This is a genomic window from Xanthomonas sp. CFBP 8152, assembly GCF_014199025.1.
GTDB lineage: Bacteria > Pseudomonadota > Gammaproteobacteria > Xanthomonadales > Xanthomonadaceae > Xanthomonas > Xanthomonas arboricola_B.
Map to the genome: position 1 here is coordinate 746,356 of NZ_JACHNO010000001.1, position 24,742 is coordinate 771,097.

The 24,742-nt window shown below is 66.4% G+C and carries 18 protein-coding genes; 12 read left to right on the forward strand and 6 right to left on the reverse strand.

Annotation, left to right across the window (positions count from 1 at the left end):
* Nucleotides 1-100 precede the first annotated feature (100 nt).
* From otsA to FHT09_RS03110, 4 genes are all read right to left on the reverse strand, one after another.
* Nucleotides 101-1,468, reverse strand: coding sequence for an alpha,alpha-trehalose-phosphate synthase (UDP-forming) (gene otsA, locus FHT09_RS03095; protein ID WP_104536101.1), 1,368 nt, complete (start codon nt 1,466-1,468; stop codon nt 101-103).
* Nucleotides 1,465-3,243 (reverse strand): glycoside hydrolase family 15 protein, encoded by a 1,779-nt coding sequence (locus FHT09_RS03100; protein ID WP_104607423.1) that lies wholly within the window; start codon nt 3,241-3,243, stop codon nt 1,465-1,467. Before FHT09_RS03100 ends, otsA begins: the two co-directional genes overlap by 4 nt.
* A 50-nt stretch (nt 3,244-3,293) precedes the next feature.
* Nucleotides 3,294-4,052, reverse strand: coding sequence for a trehalose-phosphatase (gene otsB, locus FHT09_RS03105; RefSeq protein ID WP_104607422.1), 759 nt, complete (start codon nt 4,050-4,052; stop codon nt 3,294-3,296).
* A gap of 126 nt (nt 4,053-4,178) precedes the next feature.
* The gene (locus FHT09_RS03110) at nt 4,179-6,614 is read right to left on the reverse strand and encodes a TonB-dependent receptor (protein WP_104607421.1); all 2,436 of its coding nucleotides are present in this window, start codon (nt 6,612-6,614) and stop codon (nt 4,179-4,181) included.
* Nucleotides 6,615-6,842: 228 nt separating this feature from the next.
* On the opposite strand from FHT09_RS03110, the gene FHT09_RS03115 reads away from it, so the two are divergent.
* From FHT09_RS03115 to FHT09_RS03135, 5 genes are all read left to right on the forward strand, one after another.
* Complete coding sequence (locus FHT09_RS03115) at nt 6,843-7,316, forward strand: DUF3574 domain-containing protein (protein ID WP_047127071.1); 474 nt, start codon at nt 6,843-6,845, stop codon at nt 7,314-7,316.
* A 41-nt stretch (nt 7,317-7,357) separates the two neighbouring features.
* Nucleotides 7,358-8,206: a hypothetical protein gene (locus FHT09_RS03120; RefSeq protein ID WP_308686692.1), complete on the forward strand. Its 849-nt coding sequence runs from the start codon at nt 7,358-7,360 to the stop codon at nt 8,204-8,206.
* Nucleotides 8,207-8,342: 136 nt separating this feature from the next.
* Entirely contained in the window at nt 8,343-9,944 is a 1,602-nt protein-coding gene (locus tag FHT09_RS03125; protein ID WP_104607419.1) for a hypothetical protein, read from the forward strand.
* Complete coding sequence (locus tag FHT09_RS03130) at nt 9,941-11,110, forward strand: lysozyme inhibitor LprI family protein (protein WP_104607418.1); 1,170 nt, start codon at nt 9,941-9,943, stop codon at nt 11,108-11,110. The genes FHT09_RS03125 and FHT09_RS03130 overlap by 4 nt, the downstream gene beginning before the upstream one ends.
* A gap of 1,017 nt (nt 11,111-12,127) precedes the next feature.
* A complete protein-coding gene (locus tag FHT09_RS03135) occupies nt 12,128-12,943 on the forward strand; it encodes a DUF3014 domain-containing protein (RefSeq protein ID WP_104607479.1) in 816 nt (271 codons plus the stop codon).
* A gap of 133 nt (nt 12,944-13,076) precedes the next feature.
* Here the strand turns inward: FHT09_RS03135 and FHT09_RS03140 are convergent, their stop codons facing one another.
* Complete coding sequence (locus tag FHT09_RS03140; RefSeq protein WP_104607480.1) at nt 13,077-13,784, reverse strand: glutathione S-transferase; 708 nt, start codon at nt 13,782-13,784, stop codon at nt 13,077-13,079.
* 45 nt (nt 13,785-13,829) lie between these two features.
* Nucleotides 13,830-14,138 (reverse strand): GIY-YIG nuclease family protein, encoded by a 309-nt coding sequence (locus tag FHT09_RS03145; RefSeq protein ID WP_104536094.1) that lies wholly within the window; start codon nt 14,136-14,138, stop codon nt 13,830-13,832.
* Between the two features lie 271 nt (nt 14,139-14,409).
* Between FHT09_RS03145 and FHT09_RS03150 the strand changes: the two genes are divergently transcribed.
* The 7 genes from FHT09_RS03150 to clpB all read left to right on the forward strand — a co-directional run bounded on the left by FHT09_RS03150 (nt 14,410) and on the right by clpB (nt 24,630).
* Nucleotides 14,410-16,665: a TonB-dependent receptor gene (locus FHT09_RS03150; protein WP_260283633.1), complete on the forward strand. Its 2,256-nt coding sequence runs from the start codon at nt 14,410-14,412 to the stop codon at nt 16,663-16,665.
* Nucleotides 16,666-16,729: 64 nt separating this feature from the next.
* The gene (locus FHT09_RS03155) at nt 16,730-18,058 is read left to right on the forward strand and encodes an LLM class flavin-dependent oxidoreductase (protein WP_104607481.1); all 1,329 of its coding nucleotides are present in this window, start codon (nt 16,730-16,732) and stop codon (nt 18,056-18,058) included.
* Between the two features lie 16 nt (nt 18,059-18,074).
* Nucleotides 18,075-19,115 carry an L-glyceraldehyde 3-phosphate reductase gene (gene mgrA, locus FHT09_RS03160; RefSeq protein WP_047127064.1) on the forward strand — a complete coding sequence of 347 codons (1,041 nt, stop codon included), beginning with the start codon at nt 18,075-18,077 and terminating at the stop codon, nt 19,113-19,115.
* Nucleotides 19,112-20,110, forward strand: a complete 999-nt coding sequence (locus tag FHT09_RS03165) for an aliphatic sulfonate ABC transporter substrate-binding protein (RefSeq protein ID WP_104607482.1) — start codon at nt 19,112-19,114, stop codon at nt 20,108-20,110. The genes mgrA and FHT09_RS03165 overlap by 4 nt, the downstream gene beginning before the upstream one ends.
* Before the next feature lie 127 nt (nt 20,111-20,237).
* Nucleotides 20,238-21,032 (forward strand): aliphatic sulfonate ABC transporter permease SsuC, encoded by a 795-nt coding sequence (gene ssuC, locus FHT09_RS03170; RefSeq protein WP_104607483.1) that lies wholly within the window; start codon nt 20,238-20,240, stop codon nt 21,030-21,032.
* Nucleotides 21,029-21,802 (forward strand): ATP-binding cassette domain-containing protein, encoded by a 774-nt coding sequence (locus FHT09_RS03175; protein ID WP_104607484.1) that lies wholly within the window; start codon nt 21,029-21,031, stop codon nt 21,800-21,802. The genes ssuC and FHT09_RS03175 overlap by 4 nt, the downstream gene beginning before the upstream one ends.
* A gap of 242 nt (nt 21,803-22,044) precedes the next feature.
* Nucleotides 22,045-24,630: an ATP-dependent chaperone ClpB gene (gene clpB, locus FHT09_RS03180; RefSeq protein WP_104607485.1), complete on the forward strand. Its 2,586-nt coding sequence runs from the start codon at nt 22,045-22,047 to the stop codon at nt 24,628-24,630.
* Nucleotides 24,631-24,742 lie beyond the last annotated feature (112 nt).

Here is a 24,742-nt window from a genome sequence, read left to right on the forward strand (position 1 = left end):
GTTCGTGTCCGTGACGGAACGAGAACCGGCGTGCCAGAGGGGAGCGGGGCGCTGCCGGTACGCAGCGCGTCTGCGTGCCGGTAGCTCGCGAAAGCCGGATTCAGATATCTGCAAGCGCCTGCAGGTAGCGCTGGCGCCAATGATTGATGTTGTTCTTGCACAGATGATCCATCATCGCCCGCCAGCGTTCGATGCGGGTTGCCAGCGGCATGCTTGCCGCGGTGGCGATCGCATCGGCCACGCCGTCGAGATCGTGTGGATTGACCAGCAGCGCCTCCTTCATCTCGTCGGCTGCACCGGCCAGCAACGACAGTACCAGTACGCCTGGATTCTGCGGATCCTGCGCCGCGACGAATTCCTTGGCGACCAGATTCATGCCGTCGCGCAGCGGCGTGACCAGCCCGACCGAGGCCGCGCGATAGAAACCGGTCAACGTTGCGTGGCTGAAGTTCTGGTTGACGTAGCGCAGTGGCGTCCAATCCGGTTCGGCATGACCACCGTTGATATGGCCGGCGATCTGCTCCAGCTGCCCGCGCAGCTGGCGGTATTCGTTGACGTCGCCGCGCGAGACCGGCGCGATCTGCAGATAGGTCAGGCTGCCGGATTGGTCCGGATAGCGCTCCAGATAGCGCTCAAATCCCTGGAAGCGTTCCGGCAGGCCTTTGGAGTAATCCAGCCGGTCCACGCCGATCGCCAGCTGACGGCCGCGCAGGCTTTCGCGCAGATCGCGCACTGCCTGCTTGCCGACCGAGGCCTTGGCCTGGTGGGCGATTAGGTCGGTATCGATCCCGATCGGGAAGGCCGCGGCACTGAAGCGACGCCCGCCGGGACCTTCGACAATGTCGCCGTCGAGAATGCGGCCACCACCGAACAGGCGCACATAGGCCTTGAAGCGCTCGGCATCGCGCTGGGTCTGGAAACCGACCAGATCGTAGGCATAAAACGTGCTGAACAAACGTGCATGGTCGGGCATCGCCTGCATCAGATCGGCCGAGGGCATCGGCACGTGCAGGAAGAAGCCCATCTTGCAACCCACCCCCAGCTCGCGCAGCATCGCGCCCAGCGGAATCATGTGGTAATCGTGGATCCACAACGTGTCGCTGTCTTTCAACAACGGCGCCAGCTTCTCGGCGAACAGCCGATTGACACGCATATAGCCTTCGCGGGTGGCGCGGTCGTAATCGACCAGGTCCAGGCGGAAGTGCAGCAGCGGCCACAGCGTGCGATTGGCGAACCCGTTGTAGTACGAATCGATGTCGCGCTTGTTGAGGTCCATGGTGACGAACTTGATGTCGCCCTCGGTCTGCTCGTGCATGCCGCCGCTGTCGCCGCGTACGGTCTTGCCGCTCCAGCCGAACCACACACCGCCGCGCTCCTTGAGCGCAGCCAACAGGCCAACCGCCAGCCCGCCGGCGCGGTTTTCGCCGGGCACTGCAACGCGGTTGGATACCACCACCAAACGACTCATGACGCCTCCTGCCAGCTCCGCGACAAGCGCATCGCTGCAATGATCAAACCCACATGCGAATAGGTCTGGGGGAAATTCCCCCAGGCTTCGCCGTCTTCGAACGATAGATCTTCGGACAGCAAGCCGAGGTGATTGCGGCGCGAGAGAATGCGCTCGAACAGTTCACGCGCCTCCTCCTTGCGACCGATCGCGGCCAGCGCGTCGATGTACCAGAACGTGCAGATGGTGAAGCTGGTTTCCGGCTCACCGAAGTCATCCGGTGCGATATAGCGATACAGCGCATCGCCATGCTTGAGCACGCGGCCGACCGCTTCGACCGTGCGCACGAAGCGGCTGTCGTCGTTGGCGACGATGCCGATATCGGCCAGCAGCAACAGCGATGCATCCAGGCGGTGACCGCCGAGGGTATCGGTGAAATGACCGCGTTCTTCGCTCCATGCCTCGCTCAGCACGCGCTCGCGGATGGTATCGGCGCGCTCGCGCCAGTACACGCTGCGTTCGGGCAGCACCAGCCGGTCGGCGATCTTGGACAGCCGGTCGCAGGCAGCCCAGCACATCGCAGCGGTGTAGGTATGCACTTCGGCGCGGCCGCGGAACTCCCACAGGCCGGCATCGGGGACGTTGTGCAGCGCGAAGGCGCGCTCGCCCAGCGGCTCCAGGCGGCGGAAGGTGTCCGCATCGCCCTGATCCTTCAGGCGCAGATCGAAGAACAGCTGGGTGGACGCCAGCACCACGCTGCCATAGACATCGTGCTGCTGCTGGATCCAGGCCAGGTTGCCCCGGCGCACCGGACCCATGCCGCGGTAGCCGTCCATCGTTTCGACTTCGTGCTCTTCCAGCTGCGATTCGAAACCGATGCCGTACAGCGGCTGCATGGTGCCGTCGGCGGTGGCGATGTTGAAGATGTAGCCGATGAACTGCTCCATCGTGCGCGTGGCGCCCAATCGATTCAGTGCACGCACCACGAATGCGGCGTCGCGCAGCCAGCAATAGCGGTAATCCCAGTTGCGCGGGGTATTGGGCGCCTCCGGGATCGAGGTGGTCATCGCCGCGATGATGGCGCCGCTGTCTTCGTACTGGCACAGCTTGAGCGTGATCGCGCTGCGGATCACCGCTTCCTGCCAGTCGAGCGGAATCGACAGGTAGCGCACCCATTCGCGCCAGTATTCTTCGGTGCGTTCCTGCGCTTCCTGCACGTAGCCGGTGAGCGAGCGGGTCAGCGATTCGTCCACGCCCAGCACCAGGTTGACCGGGTGGCTGAGCACGAACGGCAGGCCGTCGCGCACGAAGCGTACCGGCACATCGGTGGTCAGGCGCAGGGTGAATTCGGGCAGCACCCAGCGGATGTGATTGCTGCCCCAGGTGGTTTCCGGGGTGCGGCCGCCCCAGTCGGCCAGCGGGCGGGCGCGCACGATGATGCGCGGGTTGCCGGCGAGCGGGCGGATCTGCCGGATGATGCTGACGGGCCGATAGAAACGCCCGTTGTTGCGCCAGCGCGGCGCGAAATCGATGACTTCCACCTCGCCACCGTGGTGGTCGCGCAACACGGTGCGCAGCACTGCGGTATTGGGCAGGTAGTGTTGCTCGCTGCTGGCGAAGTCTTCCAGCTCCACGGCGAAGTCGCCGCCCTTGCGCTTGGGCGAGAGCAGCGAACAGAACGCCGGGTCGCCGTCGAACGCCGGCAGGCAACTCCACACCACACGCGCCTGCCGATCGACCAATGCGCCAAAGCTGCAGTTGCCGATGACGCCCAGATCCAGGTTTGGCTCGGTCATGGAGTGCGAACGATCCTTTTGAAGAATGAAGAGGGGACGGCGCGCCGCGTTCAGGCCTGGCGCACGTTGCGTTGCAGCCACGCATGCACGTCGGCAGTGCCATCGACGCGGAAGCGCGCGCTGGTCCGGGCGCGAGCGCCGACCAGCACGCTCCAGCCGCTGAGGCGATTGGCAGCTGCGAAGCCGAATTCGTCGGTGAGATCGTCGCCGACGAATACCGGCGTGCGGCCGGCGAATGCGCCGTGCTGCATCATCTGTTCGACCGCAAGACCCTTGTTGCTGCCTTCGGGCACGAATTCGACAACGTGGTCGCCCGGTTGCAGGCGATACCCGGAAAGCTGGGCGATTTCCTGCTGCGCAAAGGCGAGAACCTCGGGGCCGGCAAGCGGTTGCGCGCGCCAATGCAGCGCGACGCTGACGCCTTTGTCTTCGACCAGCACGCCAGGATGCCGATGCGCGAGTGTGGCGGCGCGTTCGTGCAGGCCATGCAGCCACCCGGAGGTGTCCTGCGGCATTGCGACGCGTGCGGCGATATCGCCACGGAGCTCGTGCCCGTGCAGGCCGGCGGCCGGAAGCAGCAACGGCGCGAACAAGGCGTCCAGCTGGGACAATGGTCGTCCGCTGACCAGTGCCACTGCGCCATGCAGGCGGTCGCTAAGCTGGCCGATGGCCGCACGGACCTCGGGCAGGAGCCGCACAGCCTCTGGGCTGTCGGCAAAGTCGATCAGGGTACCGTCCACGTCCAGAAACAATGCGCAGGCATCGTCCAGCAATGGCGGCGACGGAAGGGGGGAGTGCACGTCTGCCATCGCGCTAGTGTGCGCAAGGCGATGTGATATTCAGGTTATGCAACAGCGGGGAGTGGGGATTCGGAATGGGGATTGGCGACTAGCCGCCCTTGCCAATCCCGAATCCCCAATCCACCAATCCCGGCGTCAGAACGAGTAGCGCACCCGCCCATACCAATACGCGCCATTGCTGCCGATCGGCGAGAGCACGTCGTAGGGCAGGTTGCCGAAGTAGGCGATGTCGTCGATGGAGCGGTCCGAGTAGTTGTCGAGAATGTTCTGGCCGCCGATCGCCAGCGTCCACTGCGTGCCCAGGTGGTACTCGGCTTCCAGGTCCAGCTGCCATTCCGCGCCATAGGTCTGGCGTGGCACGAAGCCGCCGCCGAAGTCGAACACACGCGTGGCGCTGCCGTAGCGGTTGACGCGGGTCTGCAGGTTCCAGTGATCGTTGTTCCAGTTGGCGGCCAGGGAAGCGCGGGTGCGTGGCGCCGCATCGGTGAGCGTGTTGCTCTCCTCGACACCGAACAGCACATAGGCCGGGTCCAGCGCCAGCAGCTGCGCCGGGGTGCCGATGACGTTCTTCAACTCGGTCTTGGCGTAGCTGTAGGTGCCGGTCAGCAACAGGTCGCCGCCGAAGGCGTACTGGCGCCAGTTGCCGACCAGCTCGGCGCCGCGGGTGCGGGTGTCGGCGGCGTTGAGGAAATAACTGGCGCTCTGCACGCCGGCGACGGCGAAGTTCTGCTGCACGAAGTCGGTCAGCGCGGTGCCGGTGATGTCTTCGGACAGCGCGATGCGGTCGTCGATATCGATCTGGAAGAAGTCCAGCGACAGGTCGAAGTGATCGCCCAGCTGGCTGGTGAAGCCCAGGCTGTAATTGAGCGATTTTTCCGGCTTCAGGTCGGTGGCACCGAGCGCGCGTGCGATCGGGTTGTTGACCGACAGCAGGCGGCCCTGGGTCAGGCGACCGGCCGCGTCGTAACCGGTGGAGGTGGCTTCGTAGCCGATCTGGCTGAGCGAGGGCGCACGCACGTTGTTGGAGACCGCGCCGCGCAGCGCGAACGCCGGGGCGAAGGCATAGCGCGCGGCCAGCTTGCCGGTCCACTGGCTGCCGAAATCCTGGTAATGCTCGTAACGGCCGGCCAGGTCGGTAGAGAACTTGTCGCCGAACTGGCTGGACACGTTGGCGTAGGCGCTGGCCACGTTACGCGACAGGTCGGCCTCGTCCTGCGGGGTCAGCCCGCCGCCGGCCTGCGAACCGGTGGGGCGGTCGGTGAACGGGCCGGCCGCATAGCTGGCCGGGTCGCCGGCATGGGTGCGGTACTGCTCGCGGCGGAATTCGGCACCGGTGCCGAAGGTATGGGTGGCGCCGGCCGCATCGAACACGCGGGTCAGATCCAGATTGGCCACGGTCTGCGCAAAGCCGAAATCGCCGGTCTTGAAGCGCGTGGTGCTGCCCGGGCCGAGCGAGGCGTTGAGCGAGTTGCGCAGCCGGTAGGTGAAGTCGTTGCGGCCATGGTTGACGCTGGCGTCGTAGTCCCAGTTGCCGAGCTGCCCGCGTGCGCCGGCGACGATCTGCAGATCGCGGTTTTCGCCCTCGGAAATCGGGCGGTAGCCGTTGGGATAGAGCTCACGCCAGTTGGCGCTGCCGTCCGGGTAGCGGAAGTAATTGGCGCCTTCGGTGTCGCGCTGGTTGTAGGTGGCGAAGGCGTAGAACTCGCCGTTGGCGCTGAAGGGTACCTTGGTGTTGAGCCAGGCGTTCAGGCCCTTGGTGGCGCCATCGCCGAGCACGTAATTGCGCTTGCCGGCCAGCGCCAGATTGGCCGGGGTCTGTTCCTCGAACGACGGGATCTGGTCGAAGCCGGCGCGATTGGTCGCCTCGCGATTCTTCAGCTCCAGGCCGACCTTGAAGAAGCCGCCATCATCGCCGAGCAGGCTGCCGACCTTGGCGCTGGCGTAGCTGGTCTGGCCGTCGGTGACGCGGCGATCGATCGGCTCCACCTCGGTGTTGTAGGCGCCGAAGCTGGCTTCCAGCTCGCCGCGCTCGGGGTTGTCGTCCAGGATCACGTTGATGACGCCGGCGATCGCGTCCGAGCCGTACTGCGCGCCGGCGCCGTCGCGCAGCACTTCGATGCGCTTGATCGCATTGATCGGGATGGAGTTGAAATCCACCGGCGTGGTGCCCTTGCCGATCTTGCTGTCGGTATTGACCAGCGCCGAGGTGTGGCGGCGCTTGCCGTTGACCAGCACCAGCACCTGATCGGGCGAGAGCCCACGCAGCTGCGCGGCGCGGATGTGGTCGGCACCGCCGGAGTTGGACTGGCGCGGGAAGTTGAACGAGGGCAGCAGCGCCTGCAGTGCGCTGCCCAGCTCGCCGTTGACCACGCCGGCCTTGCGGATGTCCTCGGCGGTGAGTACGTCCACCGGCACGGTCGATTCCAGCACGGTGCGGTCGCTGGCGCGGGTGCCGGTGACGATCACGGTGTCCAGCGTGGTGGCGCCGGGGGCGGCCTGCTGGGCCTGCGCGTTGGCGCTCAACACGGCGGCCACGGCCAGGCCGATAGCCGAAAGGGTGGGGCGGGTCATTTCTCTCTCCTGCAACAGCAACTGCGAACGCGCCGCGCGGTCGGCATCCGGCCGGGCGGGGGCGCAACGGGGTTCGGATCGTCCACATTCATCCGGATAGAGAGATATTATCGCGTTGTTCAGGCGTGTGCGAGATGGCACAGTGCGCGCACGCCGGCATCAACTGATGCCGGCCCTGCATGAGCCCGCCCCCGATCCGTCTTAAACGTACCCGTTGTGGAGAAGTCGATGAAATTGCTGCCGTCCTGCCTGCTTGCCGCCATGCTAGCGCTGTCCGCCTGCGCCACCACCCCCGGCGGCGCGCCGGGATCGACCACTGCCAGCCTGCAGGGCGATGCGGCGCGGCCGGCGACCGCGCGCGGCTGGGTGCGCAGCGAGCTGTACTTCGGCGTGGGCGAGGAAACCGGCCCGGCCGACCGCCCACAGACCCGCACCATCGACCAAACCCAGTGGCGGGCGTTTCTGGACAAGGAAGTGACCCCGCGCTTTCCCGACGGCCTGACCGTGTTCGACGCCTACGGCCAGTGGCTGTTCCGCGGCGCCAAGGAGCCGAACCGGCTGGGCACCAAGGTGCTGGTGATCCTGCACGAGGACACCCCGCAGCGGCGCAACGACATCGAGGCGATCCGCCTGGCCTGGAAGCAGGCCACCGGCCACCAGTCGGTGTTGTGGTCGCGGCAGGCGGTGGAGGTGTCGTTCTGAGCCTGGCGACCATGCGCCGTGAACATCTGCACCGAACGCGCGTGAGCGCTGCGCGCAAGCTGCTGTTCGTCGCACTGGGCGGGCTGTCGCTTGCGTCCTTTGCACGCGAAACCAGTGTGCAGGTGACGCTCGACGCAAACACGCAGGCGACCGCCACACTGGTCGGCACACGCCTGCATGTGGTGTTGGGCCCGGGCGGCAAGGAGCAATGGTTCGACGCGAACGTGGACGTGGACGAGGGCGAAGGCGGCGCCGGCGTGGACAGCGACGACTACAACTTCGACGGGCATCCGGATCTTGCGGTGTCGGCGATGCTCGGCCAGGTCAACGAAGCGGTGCTGGTATTCGTGTTCGATCCGGCGCAGCGCCGCTTTCGTGCGCTGACCGCGCCCACGCGCCCGGCGGTGCAGTGCGAAGGCTTCTTCAATCTGACGCCCGACAAGCAGCAGCGCAGCTTGACCAGCTCCTGCCGCGGCGGGCCGATGTGGTACGCCGATGTGTATCGCTACGCGGCCGACGGGCGCTTGTATGTGGCCAGGACGCAGCAGCCGATCGCCTCGCCCGACATCCAGACCTTGCTGGATCCAGGCACCGGCGATGACATGCCCCTCTCGGTGTGGCCGCGTTACGACGTGCACGGGGCGAAGGTGTCAAGCGAGATCGGCACCACGCTGGACGCGCCGATGCCGGTGCAACTGCGCGTGCAGGTGGCGCGTCTGCCGCTATATGCCACCCCGACGGCGACCAGCACCAAGCGCTATCTGGTGCAAGGCGATCGGGCCGACGCGCTGGATGTCAGCGCCGATGCCACGCGCGTGCAGGTACGCTATCGCAGTGCCGGCCGTGGCGACATCGTCGGCTGGATCGAGGTCGCTGCGGCGATGAAGTAGCGCCATTGCTGCCACGCAGCCGCCTGGCACGGAGCAGACCGATGCAATCGCGGCGACACGCTCTGATCCACCGCGCCGCTGTCGCACGTGCGGGGCAGCGGCTACCATCGGCCGATCCCCACGCTTCCTGGTTCCCATGTCGGCCCCTTCCTCGCGTACCGCGGCCTCGCCGCGCTGGTTCGTCGCCGGCGACCTCAATGGCTTCTTCGGCCTGGTCGTCGACAATCTCTCCATCCTCGGCTTCATCGCGATGGCGTTGGTCGGGATGTTCCAGTTCCCGGCCGAGGTGGTGTTTGGGCGCATGTTTCCCGGCACCGCGTTCGGCGTGCTGGTGGGCAATCTGCTCTACACCTTGATGGCGCGACGGCTGGCCACACGCACCGGCCGCGACGACGTCACAGCGATGCCGCTGGGCCTGGATGCGCCGACCAGCATCGGCATGGCGCTGTTGGTGCTGGGCCCGGCGTTCGTCGGTTTCAAGGCACAGGGGCTGGACCCGCAGGCGGCCGCCATCGCCACCTGGAAACTCGGCATGGCCGCGCTGGTGGTGATGGGCCTGCTCAAGCTGGTGCTGTCGTTCGTCGGCGAGGCGGTGACGCGCGCGCTGCCGCGCGCCGCCCTGCTCGGTTCCATCGCCGGCATCGCGCTGGTGCTGATGGGCCTATTGCCGCTGCTGGAAACCCTGCGTTCGCCGGTGGCCGGCTTCGTCACCTTGGGCCTGCTGCTGTACGTGCTGCTGGCCAAGGGCCGCTTGCCGACCAAGTTGCCCGGCGTGCTGGTGGCGTTCGTGATCGGCACTGCGCTGTATTACGGGCTGGGACTGGCGGGCCTGGGCGCGCCGGGCTTTGCGGTGCCGGAATGGACGCCGCCGAAGATCGTGTTGCCGCTGCCGAACCTGGGCTTCATCGACGGCCTGCCGGCCACGGTGGCGTACCTGCCGCTGCTGCTGCCGTTCGGCCTGCTGATGGTGGTGGGCGGCATCAATGTCAGCGAGAGCGCACGTGCGGCGGGCGACGACTACCGCACCCGCGACATCCTGCTGGTGGAAGCCTTGGCGACGCTGGTTGCAGGCGTCTGCGGCGGGGTGGCACAGACCACGCCCTACATCGGCCAGCCGGCCTACAAGCACATGGGCGCGCGCTCCGGTTACACGCTGCTGACCGGCCTGTTCGTCGGCATCGGCGGCATGCTGGGCGTGATCTCCGGGCTGGTGCAGTGGCTGCCGCTGGCGGTGCTGGCGCCGATCATCGTGTACGTGTCGATCGACATCACCACGCAGGCGTTCCAGACCACGCCCAGGCAGCACGCCGGTGCGATGGTGCTGGGCTTTCTGCCGTCGGTGGCGTACCTGCTGACCATCAAGGCGCCGGGCTGGATCCCGCCGGATCAACTGGTCGCACTGACCACCAAGCTCGATGGGCATGGCTTGCCGGAGCTGGCGGTGATCTTCGCGCTGGGCAACGGCTTCATCATCACCGCGATGCTGTGGATCGCCGCAGTGGCGGCAATGATCGATGGCCGGCTGCGCCGCGGTGCGGTCTTCCTGCTGGTGGCCGCCGGGCTGACGCTGTTCGGCCTGATCCATTCGGTGGACCCGCGCGGCGGCATCTATCTTCCGTGGTCGCTGCACGGCCTGGCGCGCGTGATCAGCTGGCAGTTCGTCGGTGCCTATGTTGCGTTGGCGGTGACCCTGCTGCTGCTCTCGCTGCTGCCCGCACGCAAGGACGCAGTGCAATGACAGCCTGCTCCAGCATGTTGCGGGTGCTCATCGGTGGCGCACTGTTGCTTGGCACCGGCAGTGCGTGGGCGGCGTCGTTCGATTGCAAGCAGGCCGGCACGGCGGTTGAAAAACGGCTGTGTGCGGTGCCGACGCTCGGCAATCTGGACGACCAGCTGGACACCTCCTACCGGGCGCTGGTGGACACCACGCCGCGCAACGCGGTCACAGGCGTGCGTGATCAGCAACGCGCCTGGCTGCGGCAGCGCAATGCCTGCGCGCAGGACGCCAAGCCGGACGAGTGCCTGCAACACACATTGAAGGCCAGGGCCGATGTGCTGGCCAAGGCGCTCGTTGCGCAGCAACAGGCGCTGGACCGCATCATCGCCGCGATTCCCGCCGCGCCTGCCGAGGCGGCGCGCCAGTTGCAGGGTTACGACACGCCGCTGGCCTCGGCGTGGCTGGCGTATCTGCATCAGTTCGTCCCCGCCGCGGGCGTGGATGCAAAGCTGGCGAGTGCGCGGTTTGAAAGTGCGCGCAAGGCGCTGCGCAAGGTCGACGACTTCGCCGCATCCTTGCTCGACGATGTGGATGGCATGCCCGCCATGCAGGCGCAGGAACGCGTGCCGACATTGCTGCGGATGTGGATCGAACGCGACAACAGCGATCATCGTCCTTACGTGCATTGCTTCATCTTTGCTGCAGTGGGCGAGCCGGCGTATGAGGCGTTTGGGTCGCTGTATGGCTCCACCCGCGACGGGTTTGCGCCGATCTGCGAGCCGCCGGGCGGTCTGTTTGCATTGGCCAGCTGGAAGCAGCTGGATGCCGGCTTTGACGGGTTGATCGAGGCCCTGAGCAAGGACGCCGGCACCATTCGCTATGCCAGTTACGCCGAGTGGAAAATCATCGCGCTACGCGCATCGGTATCGCCATTGCTGTACCTGACACCGGCGTTGCGCAAGCGGTACGGCGAGGATCCGGACAAGGCGATTGCCGCCTGGACCGGGGAAGACAGCGACTGGCCGGCGGCACAGCGCAAGGCCGTGCGCGCGTTGCTGCCGAAGGTGCGCGCCGACACGGCCGCATGGCTGGTGCGCGAGAAGCGCCTGCCTGCGAAACAGGCCGAGCAGGTCGCCGCCGCCATCGTGGCGGCCTGGGTGGATGCGCGGCTGGATTTCGCAAGCTGAAAGCGGCGGACATTGCCACTCGCGGCCATCGGGCGGGCGGCGTTGTTGCTTGATGCAGCGACGCTGGTCGTTCTGGTTCGAGAGTTGGCGATGTGGGTGAGCGAGAGTCAAAGCCAAAGCCAAACCAAAACCAAAACCAGAGCTAGAGCTAGAGCTAGAGCTAGAGCTAGAGCATGCGATCTGCGGCATGGCTGCAGGGCCCTTGCCCGCCCACCATCGCAGGACACGCCGCAAGTACGTCCGTGTAGGCTCTTACGCGGCATCCATGCCGCGTAAGGTCCCGCGACGGTGGGCGGGCAAGGGCCAGTCGGGATAGTTGGTGTGCATGGTTGCAAGCGGTGCATGGCATGCGCTGGTCGGAGTGGTGTGCGTCGACCAGCGTCTCAGTACGCCATCGCAAGCGGAGCGACAGGCAGGCTTTCAACAAAGCAGCCGACCAACTTTCTGGTGCGGTGTCCTTGCCGGTTGCGGGACCCTTGGCGGCATGGATGCCGCCAAGGAGCCTCCACGGACGGATTCACGGCGTGTCCCGCAAGCGGTGAGGGCACCGTGCAGGCGACCAACTCGGCTTTGGAACGTCCAGACGCTGCGGAAGCTCAAGCGCTCGGTCGCCTTGGAAGGTATTGAGCGGTGCGAATGCGTCGACTGTAGAGCAGACGATGTGCGGCTTGGCTGCAGGGCCCTCGCCCCCATCGCAGGACACGCCGCAAGTACGTCCTTGTAGGCTCTTACGCGGCATCCATGCCGCGTAAGGTCCCGCGACGGTGGGCGGGCAAGGGCCAGTCGAGATGGTCGGTGTGCATGGTTGCAAGCAGAGCATGAGGTGCGCTTGACCAACTCGGCTGTGAGTTCTAGCGCTGCAGCCAGCGTTTGCTGCCAGAGACAGTCATCCTCGCGTGCCAATCGCTTACGCGCGATGCACATGCCTGCTTGATCGCGTCATCGCCGCACATCGATGGAACCACCGCGATATCTCATGGTCACACCCTGGATGTTGTCGATGTAAGGAGTTCCACGATGCAATCCAAGTCTTCGCGTTGGCCGTGGCTGCTGGTGGTCCCGGTGGTGGCTGGCGCCGCCTGGTGGCTATTCAGCGGGTCACCCACTGCGCCGGGCGCATTGCCTGCGCCGATCAGCCAGACCGCCAGCGCGGTGGCAGCGGCGGTGACCCCCGCGCCGCCGGCACCGGCGGGGCCGCGGCATCCGGTGCAGCAGCCATCGGCCGATGCCGCCGACGCAGCGATTCCCGCGCTGGCACAGAGCGATGGGGCTGCGTGGCAGGCCTTGCTGGAGTTGGTGCAGGACGATGGCGCGTTGTCGATCGTGCTGCGCAAGCACCTGATCGAACGCGTGGTGGTGATGATCGACAATCTCACCCAGCCCAGCATCAGCCGTCGCGCCTCGGTGCTGCAGCCGGTGGTGGGCGAGTTTGCGGTGTCCGATGCCGGCGGGAATGTGGTGGTCGATCAGGCCAATGCGGCGCGGTATGCGCCTTACGTGGCAGCGTTCACCCAGGTGGATGCACAGGCACTGGTGCGGAGTTATGTGCGTTTCTATCCGCTGTTCCAGCAGGCCTATGCCGATCTGGGCGCGCCGGACCGCTACTTCAACGACCGCGTGATCGATGTGATCGATCATCTGCTGCGCACGCCCGAGCCGACACAGCCGATCAAGGTGCAGCGCGACGAGCGTGGCCGGTACCGTTTTGTCGATCCCGCGCTGGAGTCGCTGTCGGTCGGTCAAAAGGCGTTGCTGCGGCTGGGACCGGTGCAAGCGGCTGCAGTGAAGGCGCAGTTGCAGCGCATCCGGACAGCGTTGCTGCAGGGACGTTGAGGCGGCGTGTGGTGAGGTGAGGAGAAGGCCGCCCGAATGCGGCCTTGCATGCATGGATGCAGCCTCGTGCACCATTCCAGCATGGGAGCAACGCAGGTTGGGCAGCACGCGATGCAACGCGCCCGGCCATCGCTTATGCCGCGTCCAGCTCCGGATAGTGGCGGAAGATGCCCTTGGTATTGAATGCCACGCGCCGTTCGGAGGCCAGATAGGCCGCAATGCGTGGGCGGGCGGCCACCCGCTGTTGCAGGGCTTTCAGGCCTGGCAACTCGGCTGACAGCGTCTTCATGCGCTTGGGAAACATGTATTCCAGCCCGCTGATCAGCTGGAACAACGACAGATCCACGTAGGAATGCGTGCCCAGCACGTGCGTTCCGCCGGCCTGTTGCAGCACCTGCTCGAAGTAGCCCAGGAACTTGGGCAGGCGGTTGTTGCGCAGATCCTTGGCGCGCTTGGCGGCTTCGGCTTTCTGGTCTTCGTAATACAGGCCGGTGGCGATCGGATGATGGCTGTCGTGCACCTCGGCCACCAGATCGGCGATGGTCAGCTGCAACTGCAATGCGTGGATGCGCTTTGCGTCCGAATCCGGCACCAGCTGCAGTTGCGGTCCGATGACATGCAGGATGGCCGCGACTTGCGCAACCACTGCGTCACCTATCTTGAGGAAGGGCGGCGCGAATGGCTGCGCGCCGGCTTTGGTGCCTTCCAGAAAGGCATTCATCACTTCATCGCCTTGGACACGCGCCACATCGGTGTAGTCGGCGCCGGCATCTTCCAGTGCGAGCCGGACGAATTCGCCACGGCCCTGCAGGCCGGTCCAGTAATAGAGCTGATAGTGCATGCGCTGCTCCGCGATTGACGACGCTGCAGCGTAGAAACCGCGCGGCTAGGCGGGCGTGATCGAAGCGTCAGCGGGCTGTGACCCGGTGCCGTCGTGCGGTTGCGCCAGTAACCAGGCCAGCTTGCGCGCGCGCGGTTGCTGCTTGAGCTGCCACTCTGCGCGCGAGGCTGCGGCACGGTCCGCATACGGATGGCTGGCGAGCACTTCAAGCGGCGGATTTGCACGCGTGTAGCGCGCACCGGTCCCACGCTGATGCGCCTGGAAACGCCGCTCCAGATCGTTGGTGATGCCGGTGTAATAGCTGCCGTTGCGACACAGCAGCAGATAGAGGTGCCAGGGCTTGGGTGCATCCATATACCCATTATCGCCATTGGCCTGGCGTCGTGCAGCGATGTTCTTGGCGAGCGCTGGGCACGGGTGGCCGGCACGCGGCGACGTGTGAGTGAATAACCACCTAAACATTGGTTATTTGACGCTTGCGGCCGCTGCAAACAGCATGCGCTACCGCATTGCAGCGCCGCTTCGGCCTGCGCTGCGCCCGGGTCGGCGTGCATGCACAGCGCTCGCCGATTCGCACATCTCCCCCGCGCTGCTGCAAGACAGCCGACGCCACGAAAGGACGTACATGCCTGCGCGACACCGGACCCCTGCAAGGATCCTCGCTGCTTCGAGATGGTTGGCCAGGCCGCAGGTGCTGGCGTGGAGTCTGGCATGGGCATGTGCGCCGGTGCTGGCCGATGAAGTGGGCGAGGCTGCCGCGCCTCCGGAGCGCGGTGCGCAGACCCTGGGCGCGGTCACCGTGACCGCCACGCGCCGGGAAACCACCTTGCAGCAGGTGCCGGTGGCGGTATCGGTGGTGCAGGGCGAGACGCTGGAGCGCGAAAATCGCAACAGCGTGGCCGACCTGCCGGCGCTGGTGCCCAGCCTGACCTTTCGCAGCGGTGCCTCCAACAAGGACACCTCGTTGTTCCTGCGTGGCGTGGGCACCATCTCCACCTCGCCCGGGGTCGAGCCCAGCGTGGCCACGGTGATCGACGGCGTGGTGCTGGGGCGTCCGGGCCAGGCCACGCTGGACCTGCTCGACGTCGAACGCATCGAAGTCCTGCGCGGGCCGCAGGGCACCTTGTTCGGCAAGAACGCCTCGGCCGGCGTGCTCAATATCGTCAGCAAGCCGGCGCCGGAGCTGTTCGGCGGCTCTGTGGACTACTCGCACTTCGCTGGCGGCGACGAAGACCGCGTGCGTGCCAGCGTCGGCGGCACGCTGGTGCCGGAGCTGCTGAAGGCCAGCGTGTCGGCGTTGTGGGCCGCCTACGGCGGCAACGTGCGCAATGTGGCCGACGGCCAGACCGTCAACGGCTACCGCCGCGCCGGCGCGCGGTTGCGGCTGGACCTGAGCCCGAACCCTGACTTGAACGCGACGCTGCTCGCCGACTACCTGCAATCGCACAGCGACGCGCCCAGCGGTGTGGTGGTGGCCAGCACGCGTGCCGATTTCGCCGCGGCGCTGGCACCGGTCGTCGCCAGTGCCGACAACCGGCAGATCAACAGCGATTACCGCACGTATCTGGACGACATCAACAAGGGTGCCTCGCTGCAGCTGGACCAGCAACTCGGCGATGCGCTGCTGACCTCGATCAGCGCGTGGCGGCAATGGGACAACACCCAGTTCCAGGATGGCGACCGCACCGCGCAGCGCAGCGCGGCGTTTCCGTCCTCGCACGACCGTGGCGACCTGGGCTACACCCAGTATTCGCAGGAGTTGCGCATCCAGACCCCGCGCGACCGTGCGCTGGAAGCGGTCGCCGGGCTGTATTACCTGCATGCGCGCAGCGACGAAACCTATCGGCGCACGGTGACGACGCCGACCGCCAGCACTGTGGGTGTGGCCGATTACGCCACCCGCGCGGAAACCTATGCCGTTTTCGGCGAGGCCACCTGGCACTGGCGGCCGGATCTGCGTGCGCTATTGGGTGCGCGCTTTACCCGCGATACGCTCGACTACCGGCACCAGCGCGTGTCCAGTTCCGCAACCGCAGTCACCGGCATCCAGCCGTCCACCGCGAGCCGTGGCAGCACCGCAGAAAACGGCGTGTCCGGCCGCGCCGGCCTGCAATACGACGTCGATGCGCAGACCACCGGCTACCTGACCTATTCGCGCGGCTACAAGGGCCCGGCCTACAACGTGTTCTTCAACATGCAGCCGCGCGATACGCCGCCGCTGAAGCCGGAGACCTCCAATGCCTGGGAGCTGGGCCTGAAGGCGCGTGCCCTGGACGATCGCCTCAGTGCGAACATAGCGTTGTTCCATACCGAATACGCCAACTACCAGGCCAACTTCTTCGACACCGTGGCCGGGCAGGTGGTGACGCGCCTGATCAACGCCGGGCAGGTGCGCACGCAGGGCCTGGAACTGGATCTGGACTACCGGCCCACCGAGCGGCTCAGCCTGGCCGCCTCGCTGGCCTACACGCAGGCGCGCATCCAGCGGTTTGCCTGCCCCACCGCAGCGGCAGCCAACTGCAATGTCGATGGCCGGCCGTTGCCGTTTTCGCCGGACTGGAAGGGCAATCTGCGCGCCGGTTACCGGGTGCCGTTGCGCGGCAGCCTGGCGCTGGAATTCAACGGCGACGTGAGCTGGCAGGACAGCGTGCAGTACGACCTCAGCCAGACCCCGCAGACCATCCAGGGCCCGTATGCGATCTGGAACGCCAGCATCGCGCTGGCCGACGATGTGCATGGCTGGCGGGTGGCGGTGCTCGGCCGCAATCTGGGCGACCGTTCGTACGCCCCATTGCTGGCCAATGCCACCGGCAACGTGTACCGGCTGGTGCCGCGCGACGACCAGCGCTATGTCGGGCTGCAACTGCACAAGGATTTTTGACCATGTCCGTGATGGTTTTTGACGCTGATTCGCGCAGTGCAGGCACCACGCACGGTGGCCTGCGATGAGCGCTGCACGACAGCTCTCGCTCGGGGCGTTCCTGATGGCCACCGGCCATCACGTGGCCGCATGGCGGCACCCGCAAGCCAGTGCCGACCCGCTGGTGTTCGACCATTATCGCCAAATGGTGCGCATCGCCGAAGCCGCCAAGTTCGATGCGGTGTTTCTCGCCGACAGCCTGGCTGCGGCCGGTGGACCGGTGGCGTCGCGGATGGCGCGTTCCAGCCTGTTCGAACCGCTCACGCTGCTGAGCGCGTTGGCGGTGGTGAGCGAGCGCATCGGCCTGATCGCCACCATGACCACCAGCTACAACGAGCCGTACCACGTGGCGCGCAAGTTCGCCTCGCTGGATCATCTGTCCGGTGGGCGTGCCGGCTGGAATCTGGTGACCTCCGATGCCGCCGACGAAGCGTTGAACTTCAACCGCGACGCGCATTACGTGCATGCCGAGCGCTATGCGCGGGCGCGCGAATTCCAGCAGGTGGTCGCGGGGCTGTGGGACAGCTGGGACGACGATGCCTTCATCGCCGACACCGCTGCGGGCGTGCACTACGATCCGGTGCGGCTGCATGTGCTGGATCATCGCGGCGCGCACTTCCAGGTCCGCGGCCCGCTCAACATCGCGCGTGCGCCGCAGGGGCACCCGGTGCTGGTGCAGGCCGGCTCGTCCGAGCCCGGGCGCGCGCTGGCTGCGGAAACCGCCGAGGTGGTGTTCACCGCGCAATCGTCGCTGGCCAAGGCGCAGGCGTTCTATGCCGACATCAAGGGCCGGCTGGAACGGTTCGGACGCGCGCGCGATGCGTTGAAGGTGATGCCGGGTGTGTTCATCGTGGTGGGGCAGAGCCAGGCCGAGGCGCAGGACAAGTTCGCGCAGTTCCAGGAGCTGGTGGAGCCGGAGGTCGGCATCGCGCTGCTGTCGCGCATGCTGGGCAACTTCGATCTGTCCGGCTATCCGCCCGATGGCCCGTTGCCGGAATTGCCGCTCACCGAAACCGGCCAGCGCAGCCGCCAGCAGTTGTTCACCGAGCTGGCCGGACAGGAGCAACTGAGCATTGCCCAGCTCGGTCGGCGCATCGCAGGCGGGCGCGGGCACTACAGCCTGATCGGCACACCGAAACAGATTGCCGACGAGCTGCAGACCTGGTTCGAAGGCGAGGCTGCGGACGGTTTCAACGTGCTGGTGCCGCACCTGCCCGGCGGCCTGGCCGATGTGGCCACGCATGTGGTGCCCGAGCTGCAGCGGCGTGGACTGTTCCGGCGTGAATATGCAGGGCGCACCCTGCGCGATCATCTGGGGCTGGCACGCCCCGTCAATCGCTTCAGCGCACGCTGACTCACCGGATACCCTGATGACCTATCTCGCACATCCCGATCGTTACGACCGTATCGCCTACCGCCGTGTCGGCCGCAGCGGGCTTGTCCTGCCTGCGCTGTCGCTGGGCCTGTGGCACAACTTCGGCGACAGCACGCCGATCGATACGCAGCGCGCATTGCTGCGGACCGCCTTCGACCTGGGCATCACCCATTTCGATCTGGCCAACAACTACGGCCCGCCGTATGGCAGTGCGGAAATCAACTTTGGCCGCCTGCTGCGTGAAGACTTCAAGCCGTATCGCGATGAATTGATCCTCTCCACCAAGGCCGGCTGGGACATGTGGCCGGGTCCGTACGGGCAGGGCGGCAGTTCGCGCAAATACCTGCTGTCCAGCCTGGATCAGAGCCTGCAGCGGCTGGGCGTGGACTACGTGGATATTTTCTACTCGCACCGCTTCGATGCGGACACGCCGCTGGAAGAGACCGCCGGCGCATTGGCCAGCGCGGTGCAGCAGGGCAAGGCGCTGTATGTGGGCGTGTCGTCGTATTCGGCGGCGCGCACGCGCGAGATCGCCGCGTTGCTGCGCGAGTGGAAGGTGCCGCTGCTGATCCACCAGCCGGCCTACAACCTGTTCAATCGCTGGGCCGAGCACGAACTGTTCGAGGCGACCGACGAGGTCGGCGCGGGGGTGATCGCATTCACGCCGCTGGCGCAGGGGCTGTTGACCGGCAAGTACCTCAATGGCGTACCCGGCGACGCGCGCGTGAATCGTCCCGGCGGCGAGTCGCTGCGGCCGGAACATCTGTCCGAGGCCAACCTGCAGCGCGCACGCGGGCTGGATGCGATCGCGCAGCGGCGTGGGCAGAGTCTGGCGCAACTGGCGCTGGCCTGGGTGCTGCGCGATGCGCGGGTGAGCTCGGCACTGCTGGGCGCCAGCCGCCCGGAGCAGTTGGTCGAAAACGTCGCGGCCTTGCAGTCGCCCGAGTTCAGTGCGGACGAGTTGGCCGAGATCGATCGCTTTGCGGTCGAGGGTGGCGTCAACCTCTGGGAAAAACCCTCCACCGACTGGCAATGAGGAACGCTCCGATGCGCTACCGCTTTTTGATTGCTGCGTTGCTGTTGTCCGGCATCGCGTGGCTGCAACCCGCATTGGCGGCCGAGCCGGCGCAGCTGCGTATCGGCTATCAGAAAGCGGTATCCAGCCTGGTGCTGACCAAGCAGCATCGGTTGCTGGAGCAGCGCTTTCCGCGCACCAAAATCAGCTGGGTCGAGTTTCCGGCCGGCCCGCAGCTGCTGGAAGCCTTGAACGTGGGCAGCATCGACCTGGGCGGTGCGGGCGATATTCCGCCGCTGTTCGCGCAGGCCGCCGGTGCCGATCTGCTGTACGTGGGCTGGGTGCCGCCCACGCCCAAGGCCGAGACCATCCTGGTGCCGGCCAGCAGCACGCTGCGGCGCGTGGCCGACCTCAAGGGCAAGCGGGTGGCCTTCCAGAAGGGCTCCAGCGCGCACAACCTGCTGCTGCGGCTGTTGGCCAAGTCCGGCCTGAGCATGCGCGACATCACGCCGTTGTATCTGTCGCCGGCCAACGCACGTGCGGCGTTCGCGGCCGGGCAGGTGGATGCCTGGGCGATCTGGGACCCGTGGTATTCGGCATTGACGCTGGATGGCAGCGCACGCCTGCTCGCCAACGGCGAAGGGCTGGGATTGACCGGTGGGTTCTTTCTGTCCTCGCGGCGTTACGCCACCGCGTGGGGTCCGTTCGTGCAGCAGGTGATGGTGCAGCTCAACCAGGCCGATGGATTGCTGGAGCGCGACCGCGCCGGCAGCATCCAGGTGCTGGCGCAGGTCAGCGGATTGTCGCCTGCGGTGGTCGAGCGCACGCTGGCGCATCGCCCGCCGGCCAGCGTGCAACCGCTCAGCGCCGAGGTCATCAAGGCGCAACAGGGCACTGCCGATCTGTTCTACGCGCAGCGCCTGTTGCCCAGGCGCGTGCTGGTGGCGCAGGCGGTATGGCGTGCGCCCGCGGTTGCCGCGGTGCAAGCGGCAGGCAAGCAGGCGGTAGGCAGGTGATGCGTGGAAGCAGGAATACACGCGCAAGCAGGAGTGCATGCGCAGGCCAGAACGCGTGCCGAGCATCTGTGAGCGGCCATGCGCACGCCGTTGTCTTGCTGCAGCGCCCCACCAGCAAGGCCGCGCGATGAGTCGCCGCTCGCAGCGTTTAGGCAGCGTGCTGGTGCCCTGGCTAGTGCCGCTGGCCTTGCTGGTGGCCTGGCAGATTGCGGCCTCCGGCGGCTGGTTGCCGCAGCGCATCCTGCCCGCGCCGGATGCGGTATTGCGTGCCGCAGTGACGTTGGTACAAACCGGCGAGTTGTGGCAACACCTGGCGATCAGCAGCTGGCGCGCGGCGGTGGGCCTGGCCATCGGCGGCAGCATCGGATTTGCGCTGGGCCTGCTCACCGGCGTGTCGCGCGTGGCCGAACGCCTGCTCGACAGCACCTTGCAGATGCTGCGCAACGTGCCGCATCTGGCGCTGATCCCGCTGGTGATCCTGTGGTTCGGGATCGACGAGGGCGCCAAGCTGTTCCTGGTGGCGCTGGGCACCTTCTTCCCGATCTATCTCAATACCTATCACGGCATCCGTAGCGTAGATCCGGCCTTGATCGAGATGGCGCGCAATTACGGCTTGCGCGGCCCGCAGCTGTTTGTCGATGTGTTGTTGCCCGGCGCGTTGCCGTCGATTCTGGTCGGGCTGCGCTTTGCGTTGGGCCTGATGTGGCTGACCCTGATCGTGGCCGAAACCATTTCCGCCAGTTCCGGCATCGGCTATTTGGCGACCAACGCACGCGAGTTTCTGCAGACCAACATCGTGGTGGTGGCCATCGTGCTGTACGCGCTGCTCGGCAAGCTGGCCGATCTGGCCGCACGCGGCCTGGAAGCCTGGTGGCTGGGCTGGCATCCGGCGCAGCAACAGCGTGCGGCGTTGCGCCGATGAGCGCGACCGACACCGGCCTGCCGCTGAGCCTGCGCGGTGTCGGCAAGCGCTACGGCGACAGCGAGGTCTTGCGCGGCATCGACCTGGAGATTGCGCCCGGCGCCAGCGTGGCGGTGGTCGGGCGCAGCGGCTGCGGCAAGAGCACCTTGCTGCGCGTGATCGCCGGACTGGAGGCGGCCGATACCGGCGCGGTCGTCAGCGGTCATGCAGCGCTGGCAGCGCAGCGCGATGCGGTGCGGCTGATGTTTCAGGACGCGCGGCTGCTGCCGTGGAAGCGCGTGATCGACAACGTGGCGCTGGGTCTGGGCCGTGCCGGGCGCGCGCAGGCACAGGCCGCACTGGATGCGGTGGGGCTGGGCACACGCGGCGGCGACTGGCCGGCGACGTTGTCGGGTGGTCAACGCCAGCGCGTGGCGCTGGCGCGCGCACTGGTGCACCGGCCGCGGCTGCTGTTGCTGGACGAACCGCTGGGCGCACTGGATGCGTTGACGCGCATCGAGATGCAGCAGCTGATCGTGCAGTTGTGGCGGCAGCACGGTTTCACCCTGGTGCTGGTCACCCACGATGTGGCCGAGGCGAGTGCGCTGGCCGATCGCATCGTGCTGATCGAGCACGGCCAGGTCGGCCTGGACCTGCCGGTGCCGGTGCCGCATCCGCGTGCACCCGGCGCGCCGGCCCTGGCGGCAATCCAGGCGCAGGTGCTGTCGCGTCTGCTGGGGGCGCCGCAAGTGGCGACGCCAGAGGCGGCGGAGAATCTTGCTGCGGAGTAGGGCGTTGGGGGCGCCTGCGTCGCTGCCGCTGCGGCGGATCGTCTAACGATTTGTCCGCCGGCCTGGGTCGGCCAAGCCCAACGGGCGAGCCCATATCGCGTAGCCCATATGCCACCGTGTGAGCCGGTCCTGCTGCCCCGCATCGGCGCTGCCGTACTCGCCAAACCTTGAAACCCCGCACAGCAACCGCATCTGCACGGTATTGCCGGCGTCGCCGGCCACCAGTTCAGAGGATTCTTCCCATGCGGATGGACAAGCTCACCTCGCGGTTCCAGCAGGCGCTGGCCGACGCGCAGTCGCTGGCCGTGGGCCGCGACCACAACATCATCGAGCCGGTGCACGTGCTCGCCGCATTGCTGGACCAGAGTGGCGGCAGCACGCGCCCGCTGCTGTCGCAGGCCGGCGTCAACGTGCCGTTGCTGCGCGAGCGGCTGGGCGAGGCGCTGGACACGCTGCCCAAGGTCTCCGGGCAGGAAGGCAACCTGTCGATCGGCAACGATCTCAACCGCCTGCTCAACCAGACCGACAAACTGGCCCAGCAACATGGCGATACCTTCATCGCCAGCGAGTGGTTCGTGCTGGCCGCGGCCGACGATGCCAGCCCGTTGGGCGTGGCGCTGCGCGCGGCCGGCGGCGACAAGAAAAAGATCGAGGTCGCCATCGACAAACTGCGCGGCGGCGAAACCGTGCAATCGGAAAACGCCGAGGAACAACGCCAGGCGCTGGAAAAATACACCATCGACCTGACCGCGCGCGCCGAGAGCGGCAAGCTCGATCCGGTGATCGGCCGCGACGAAGAGATCCGCCGCACCATCCAGGTGTTGCAGCGGCGCACCAAGAACAACCCGGTGCTGATCGGCGAACCCGGCGTGGGCAAGACCGCCATTGTCGAAGGCCTGGCGCAACGCATCATCAATGGCGAAGTGCCCGAAGGCCTGCGCGGCAAGCGCGTGCTGTCGCTGGACATGGGCGCGCTGATCGCCGGTGCCAAGTTCCGCGGCGAGTTCGAAGAACGGCTAAAGGCGGTGCTCAGCGACCTGTCCAAGAACGAAGGCCAGATCATCCTGTTCATCGACGAGCTGCACACCATGGTCGGCGCCGGCAAGGCCGATGGCGCGATGGACGCCGGCAACATGCTCAAGCCGGCGCTGGCACGCGGCGAGCTGCATTGCATCGGCGCCACGACCCTGGACGAATACCGCAAGTACATCGAAAAGGACGCGGCGCTGGAGCGGCGTTTCCAGAAGGTGTTCGTGGGCGAACCGACGGTGGAAGACACCATCGCCATCCTGCGTGGCTTGAAGGAACGCTACGCGGTGCATCACGGCGTGGAGATCACCGACCCGGCGATCGTTGCCGCCGCCACCTTGTCCAACCGCTACATCACCGACCGCCAGTTGCCGGACAAGGCGATCGACCTGATGGACGAGGCGGCATCGCGCATCCGCATGGAGATCGACTCCAAGCCGGAGGAACTCGATCGCCTGGAGCGCCGCCTGATCCAGCTCAAGATCCAGCGCGAGATGCTGAAGAAGGAAAAGGACGACGCCTCGCGTCAGCGCCTGGCCGATCTGGAAAACGACATCGACAAGCTCGAACGCGAGTTCTACGACCTCAACGAGTTGTGGACGTCGGAAAAGGCCGCGCTGCAGGGCACCACCAAGGTCAAGGAGCAGATCGAGCACGCCAAGCTGGAACTGGAAGCCGCGCAACGGCGCCAGGACTACGCCAAGATGAGCGAGATCCAGTACGGCGTGCTGCCGCAGCTGGAAAAGCAGATGGCGCTGGCCAACGAGGTCGAACATCACGACTTCAAGCTGGTGCAGGACCGCGTGACCGCCGAGGAAATCGCCGAAGTGGTGTCGCGCTGGACCGGTATCCCGGTCAACAAGATGCTCGAGGGCGAACGCGACAAGCTGCTGCGCATGGAAGACGAACTGCACCAGCGCGTGGTCGGCCAGAACGAGGCGATCAAGGTCGTCTCCGACGCGGTGCGGCGTTCGCGCGCCGGCCTGTCCGATCCCAATCGCCCGAGCGGCTCGTTCCTGTTCCTGGGCCCGACCGGCGTGGGCAAGACCGAGTTGTGCAAGGCGCTGGCGGACTTCCTGTTCGACAGTACCGAGGCGATGATCCGCATCGACATGAGCGAGTTCATGGAGAAGCACTCGGTCTCGCGGTTGATCGGTGCGCCTCCGGGCTATGTGGGCTATGAGGAGGGCGGCTATCTCACCGAGGCGGTGCGTCGGCGCCCGTATTCGCTGATCCTGCTGGACGAGGTGGAAAAGGCGCATGCCGATGTCTTCAATATCCTGCTGCAGGTGCTCGACGACGGCCGCCTGACCGATGGCCAGGGCCGCACCGTGGACTTCCGCAACACCGTCATCGTGATGACCTCCAACCTGGGCTCGCACCAGATCCAGGAGCTGTCTGGCGACGGCAGCGCCGAGGCCTATACGCAGATGAAGGCGGCGGTGATGGGCGTGGTGCAGGCGCATTTCCGTCCGGAGTTCATCAACCGGCTCGACGACATCGTGGTGTTCCATCCGCTGGACAAGGCGCAGATCAAGTCGATCGCGCGCATCCAGTTGCACGGGCTGGAAAAACGCCTGTCCGAGCGCGGCCTCAAGCTGGACCTGGACGATGCCGCGCTGGAATTGCTCGGCAATGTCGGTTTCGATCCAGTGTATGGCGCGCGCCCGCTCAAGCGGGCGATCCAGTCGCAGGTGGAAAACCCGCTGGCCCAGCAGATCCTGTCCGGGCATTACATCAGCGGCGATACGGTGCGTGTGCGTGCGCAGGGCGGGCATCTGGAATTCGGAAAGGCTTGATCGGAGGGCGGGTCGTCCCGCAGGATGCGTGGGCGGCTCGTCTGCGTCATTCGGGTTGTTTTGGAGCGTGGCGAACCATCGCGCGCTTCTCCAGTCGAGCGTCTCATCTGAC

What these genes read in the sequence shown, in the direction of transcription:
- FHT09_RS03140 (WP_104607480.1), bottom strand. Translation starts at nt 13,784, where the DNA reads ATGCACTATCAGCTCTATTACTGGACCGGCCTGCAGGGCCGTGGCGAA.
- FHT09_RS03100 (WP_104607423.1), bottom strand. Translation starts at nt 3,243, where the DNA reads ATGACCGAGCCAAACCTGGATCTGGGCGTCATCGGCAACTGCAGCTTT.
- FHT09_RS03125 (WP_104607419.1), top strand. Translation starts at nt 8,343, where the DNA reads ATGTCGGCCCCTTCCTCGCGTACCGCGGCCTCGCCGCGCTGGTTCGTC.
- FHT09_RS03130 (WP_104607418.1), top strand. Translation starts at nt 9,941, where the DNA reads ATGACAGCCTGCTCCAGCATGTTGCGGGTGCTCATCGGTGGCGCACTG.
- FHT09_RS03135 (WP_104607479.1), top strand. Translation starts at nt 12,128, where the DNA reads ATGCAATCCAAGTCTTCGCGTTGGCCGTGGCTGCTGGTGGTCCCGGTG.
- FHT09_RS03115 (WP_047127071.1), top strand. Translation starts at nt 6,843, where the DNA reads ATGAAATTGCTGCCGTCCTGCCTGCTTGCCGCCATGCTAGCGCTGTCC.
- mgrA (WP_047127064.1), top strand. Translation starts at nt 18,075, where the DNA reads ATGACCTATCTCGCACATCCCGATCGTTACGACCGTATCGCCTACCGC.
- FHT09_RS03155 (WP_104607481.1), top strand. Translation starts at nt 16,730, where the DNA reads ATGAGCGCTGCACGACAGCTCTCGCTCGGGGCGTTCCTGATGGCCACC.
- clpB (WP_104607485.1), top strand. Translation starts at nt 22,045, where the DNA reads ATGCGGATGGACAAGCTCACCTCGCGGTTCCAGCAGGCGCTGGCCGAC.
- otsB (WP_104607422.1), bottom strand. Translation starts at nt 4,052, where the DNA reads ATGGCAGACGTGCACTCCCCCCTTCCGTCGCCGCCATTGCTGGACGAT.
- otsA (WP_104536101.1), bottom strand. Translation starts at nt 1,468, where the DNA reads ATGAGTCGTTTGGTGGTGGTATCCAACCGCGTTGCAGTGCCCGGCGAA.
- FHT09_RS03150 (WP_260283633.1), top strand. Translation starts at nt 14,410, where the DNA reads ATGCCTGCGCGACACCGGACCCCTGCAAGGATCCTCGCTGCTTCGAGA.
- ssuC (WP_104607483.1), top strand. Translation starts at nt 20,238, where the DNA reads ATGAGTCGCCGCTCGCAGCGTTTAGGCAGCGTGCTGGTGCCCTGGCTA.
- FHT09_RS03175 (WP_104607484.1), top strand. Translation starts at nt 21,029, where the DNA reads ATGAGCGCGACCGACACCGGCCTGCCGCTGAGCCTGCGCGGTGTCGGC.
- FHT09_RS03145 (WP_104536094.1), bottom strand. Translation starts at nt 14,138, where the DNA reads ATGGATGCACCCAAGCCCTGGCACCTCTATCTGCTGCTGTGTCGCAAC.
- FHT09_RS03110 (WP_104607421.1), bottom strand. Translation starts at nt 6,614, where the DNA reads ATGACCCGCCCCACCCTTTCGGCTATCGGCCTGGCCGTGGCCGCCGTG.
- FHT09_RS03165 (WP_104607482.1), top strand. Translation starts at nt 19,112, where the DNA reads ATGAGGAACGCTCCGATGCGCTACCGCTTTTTGATTGCTGCGTTGCTG.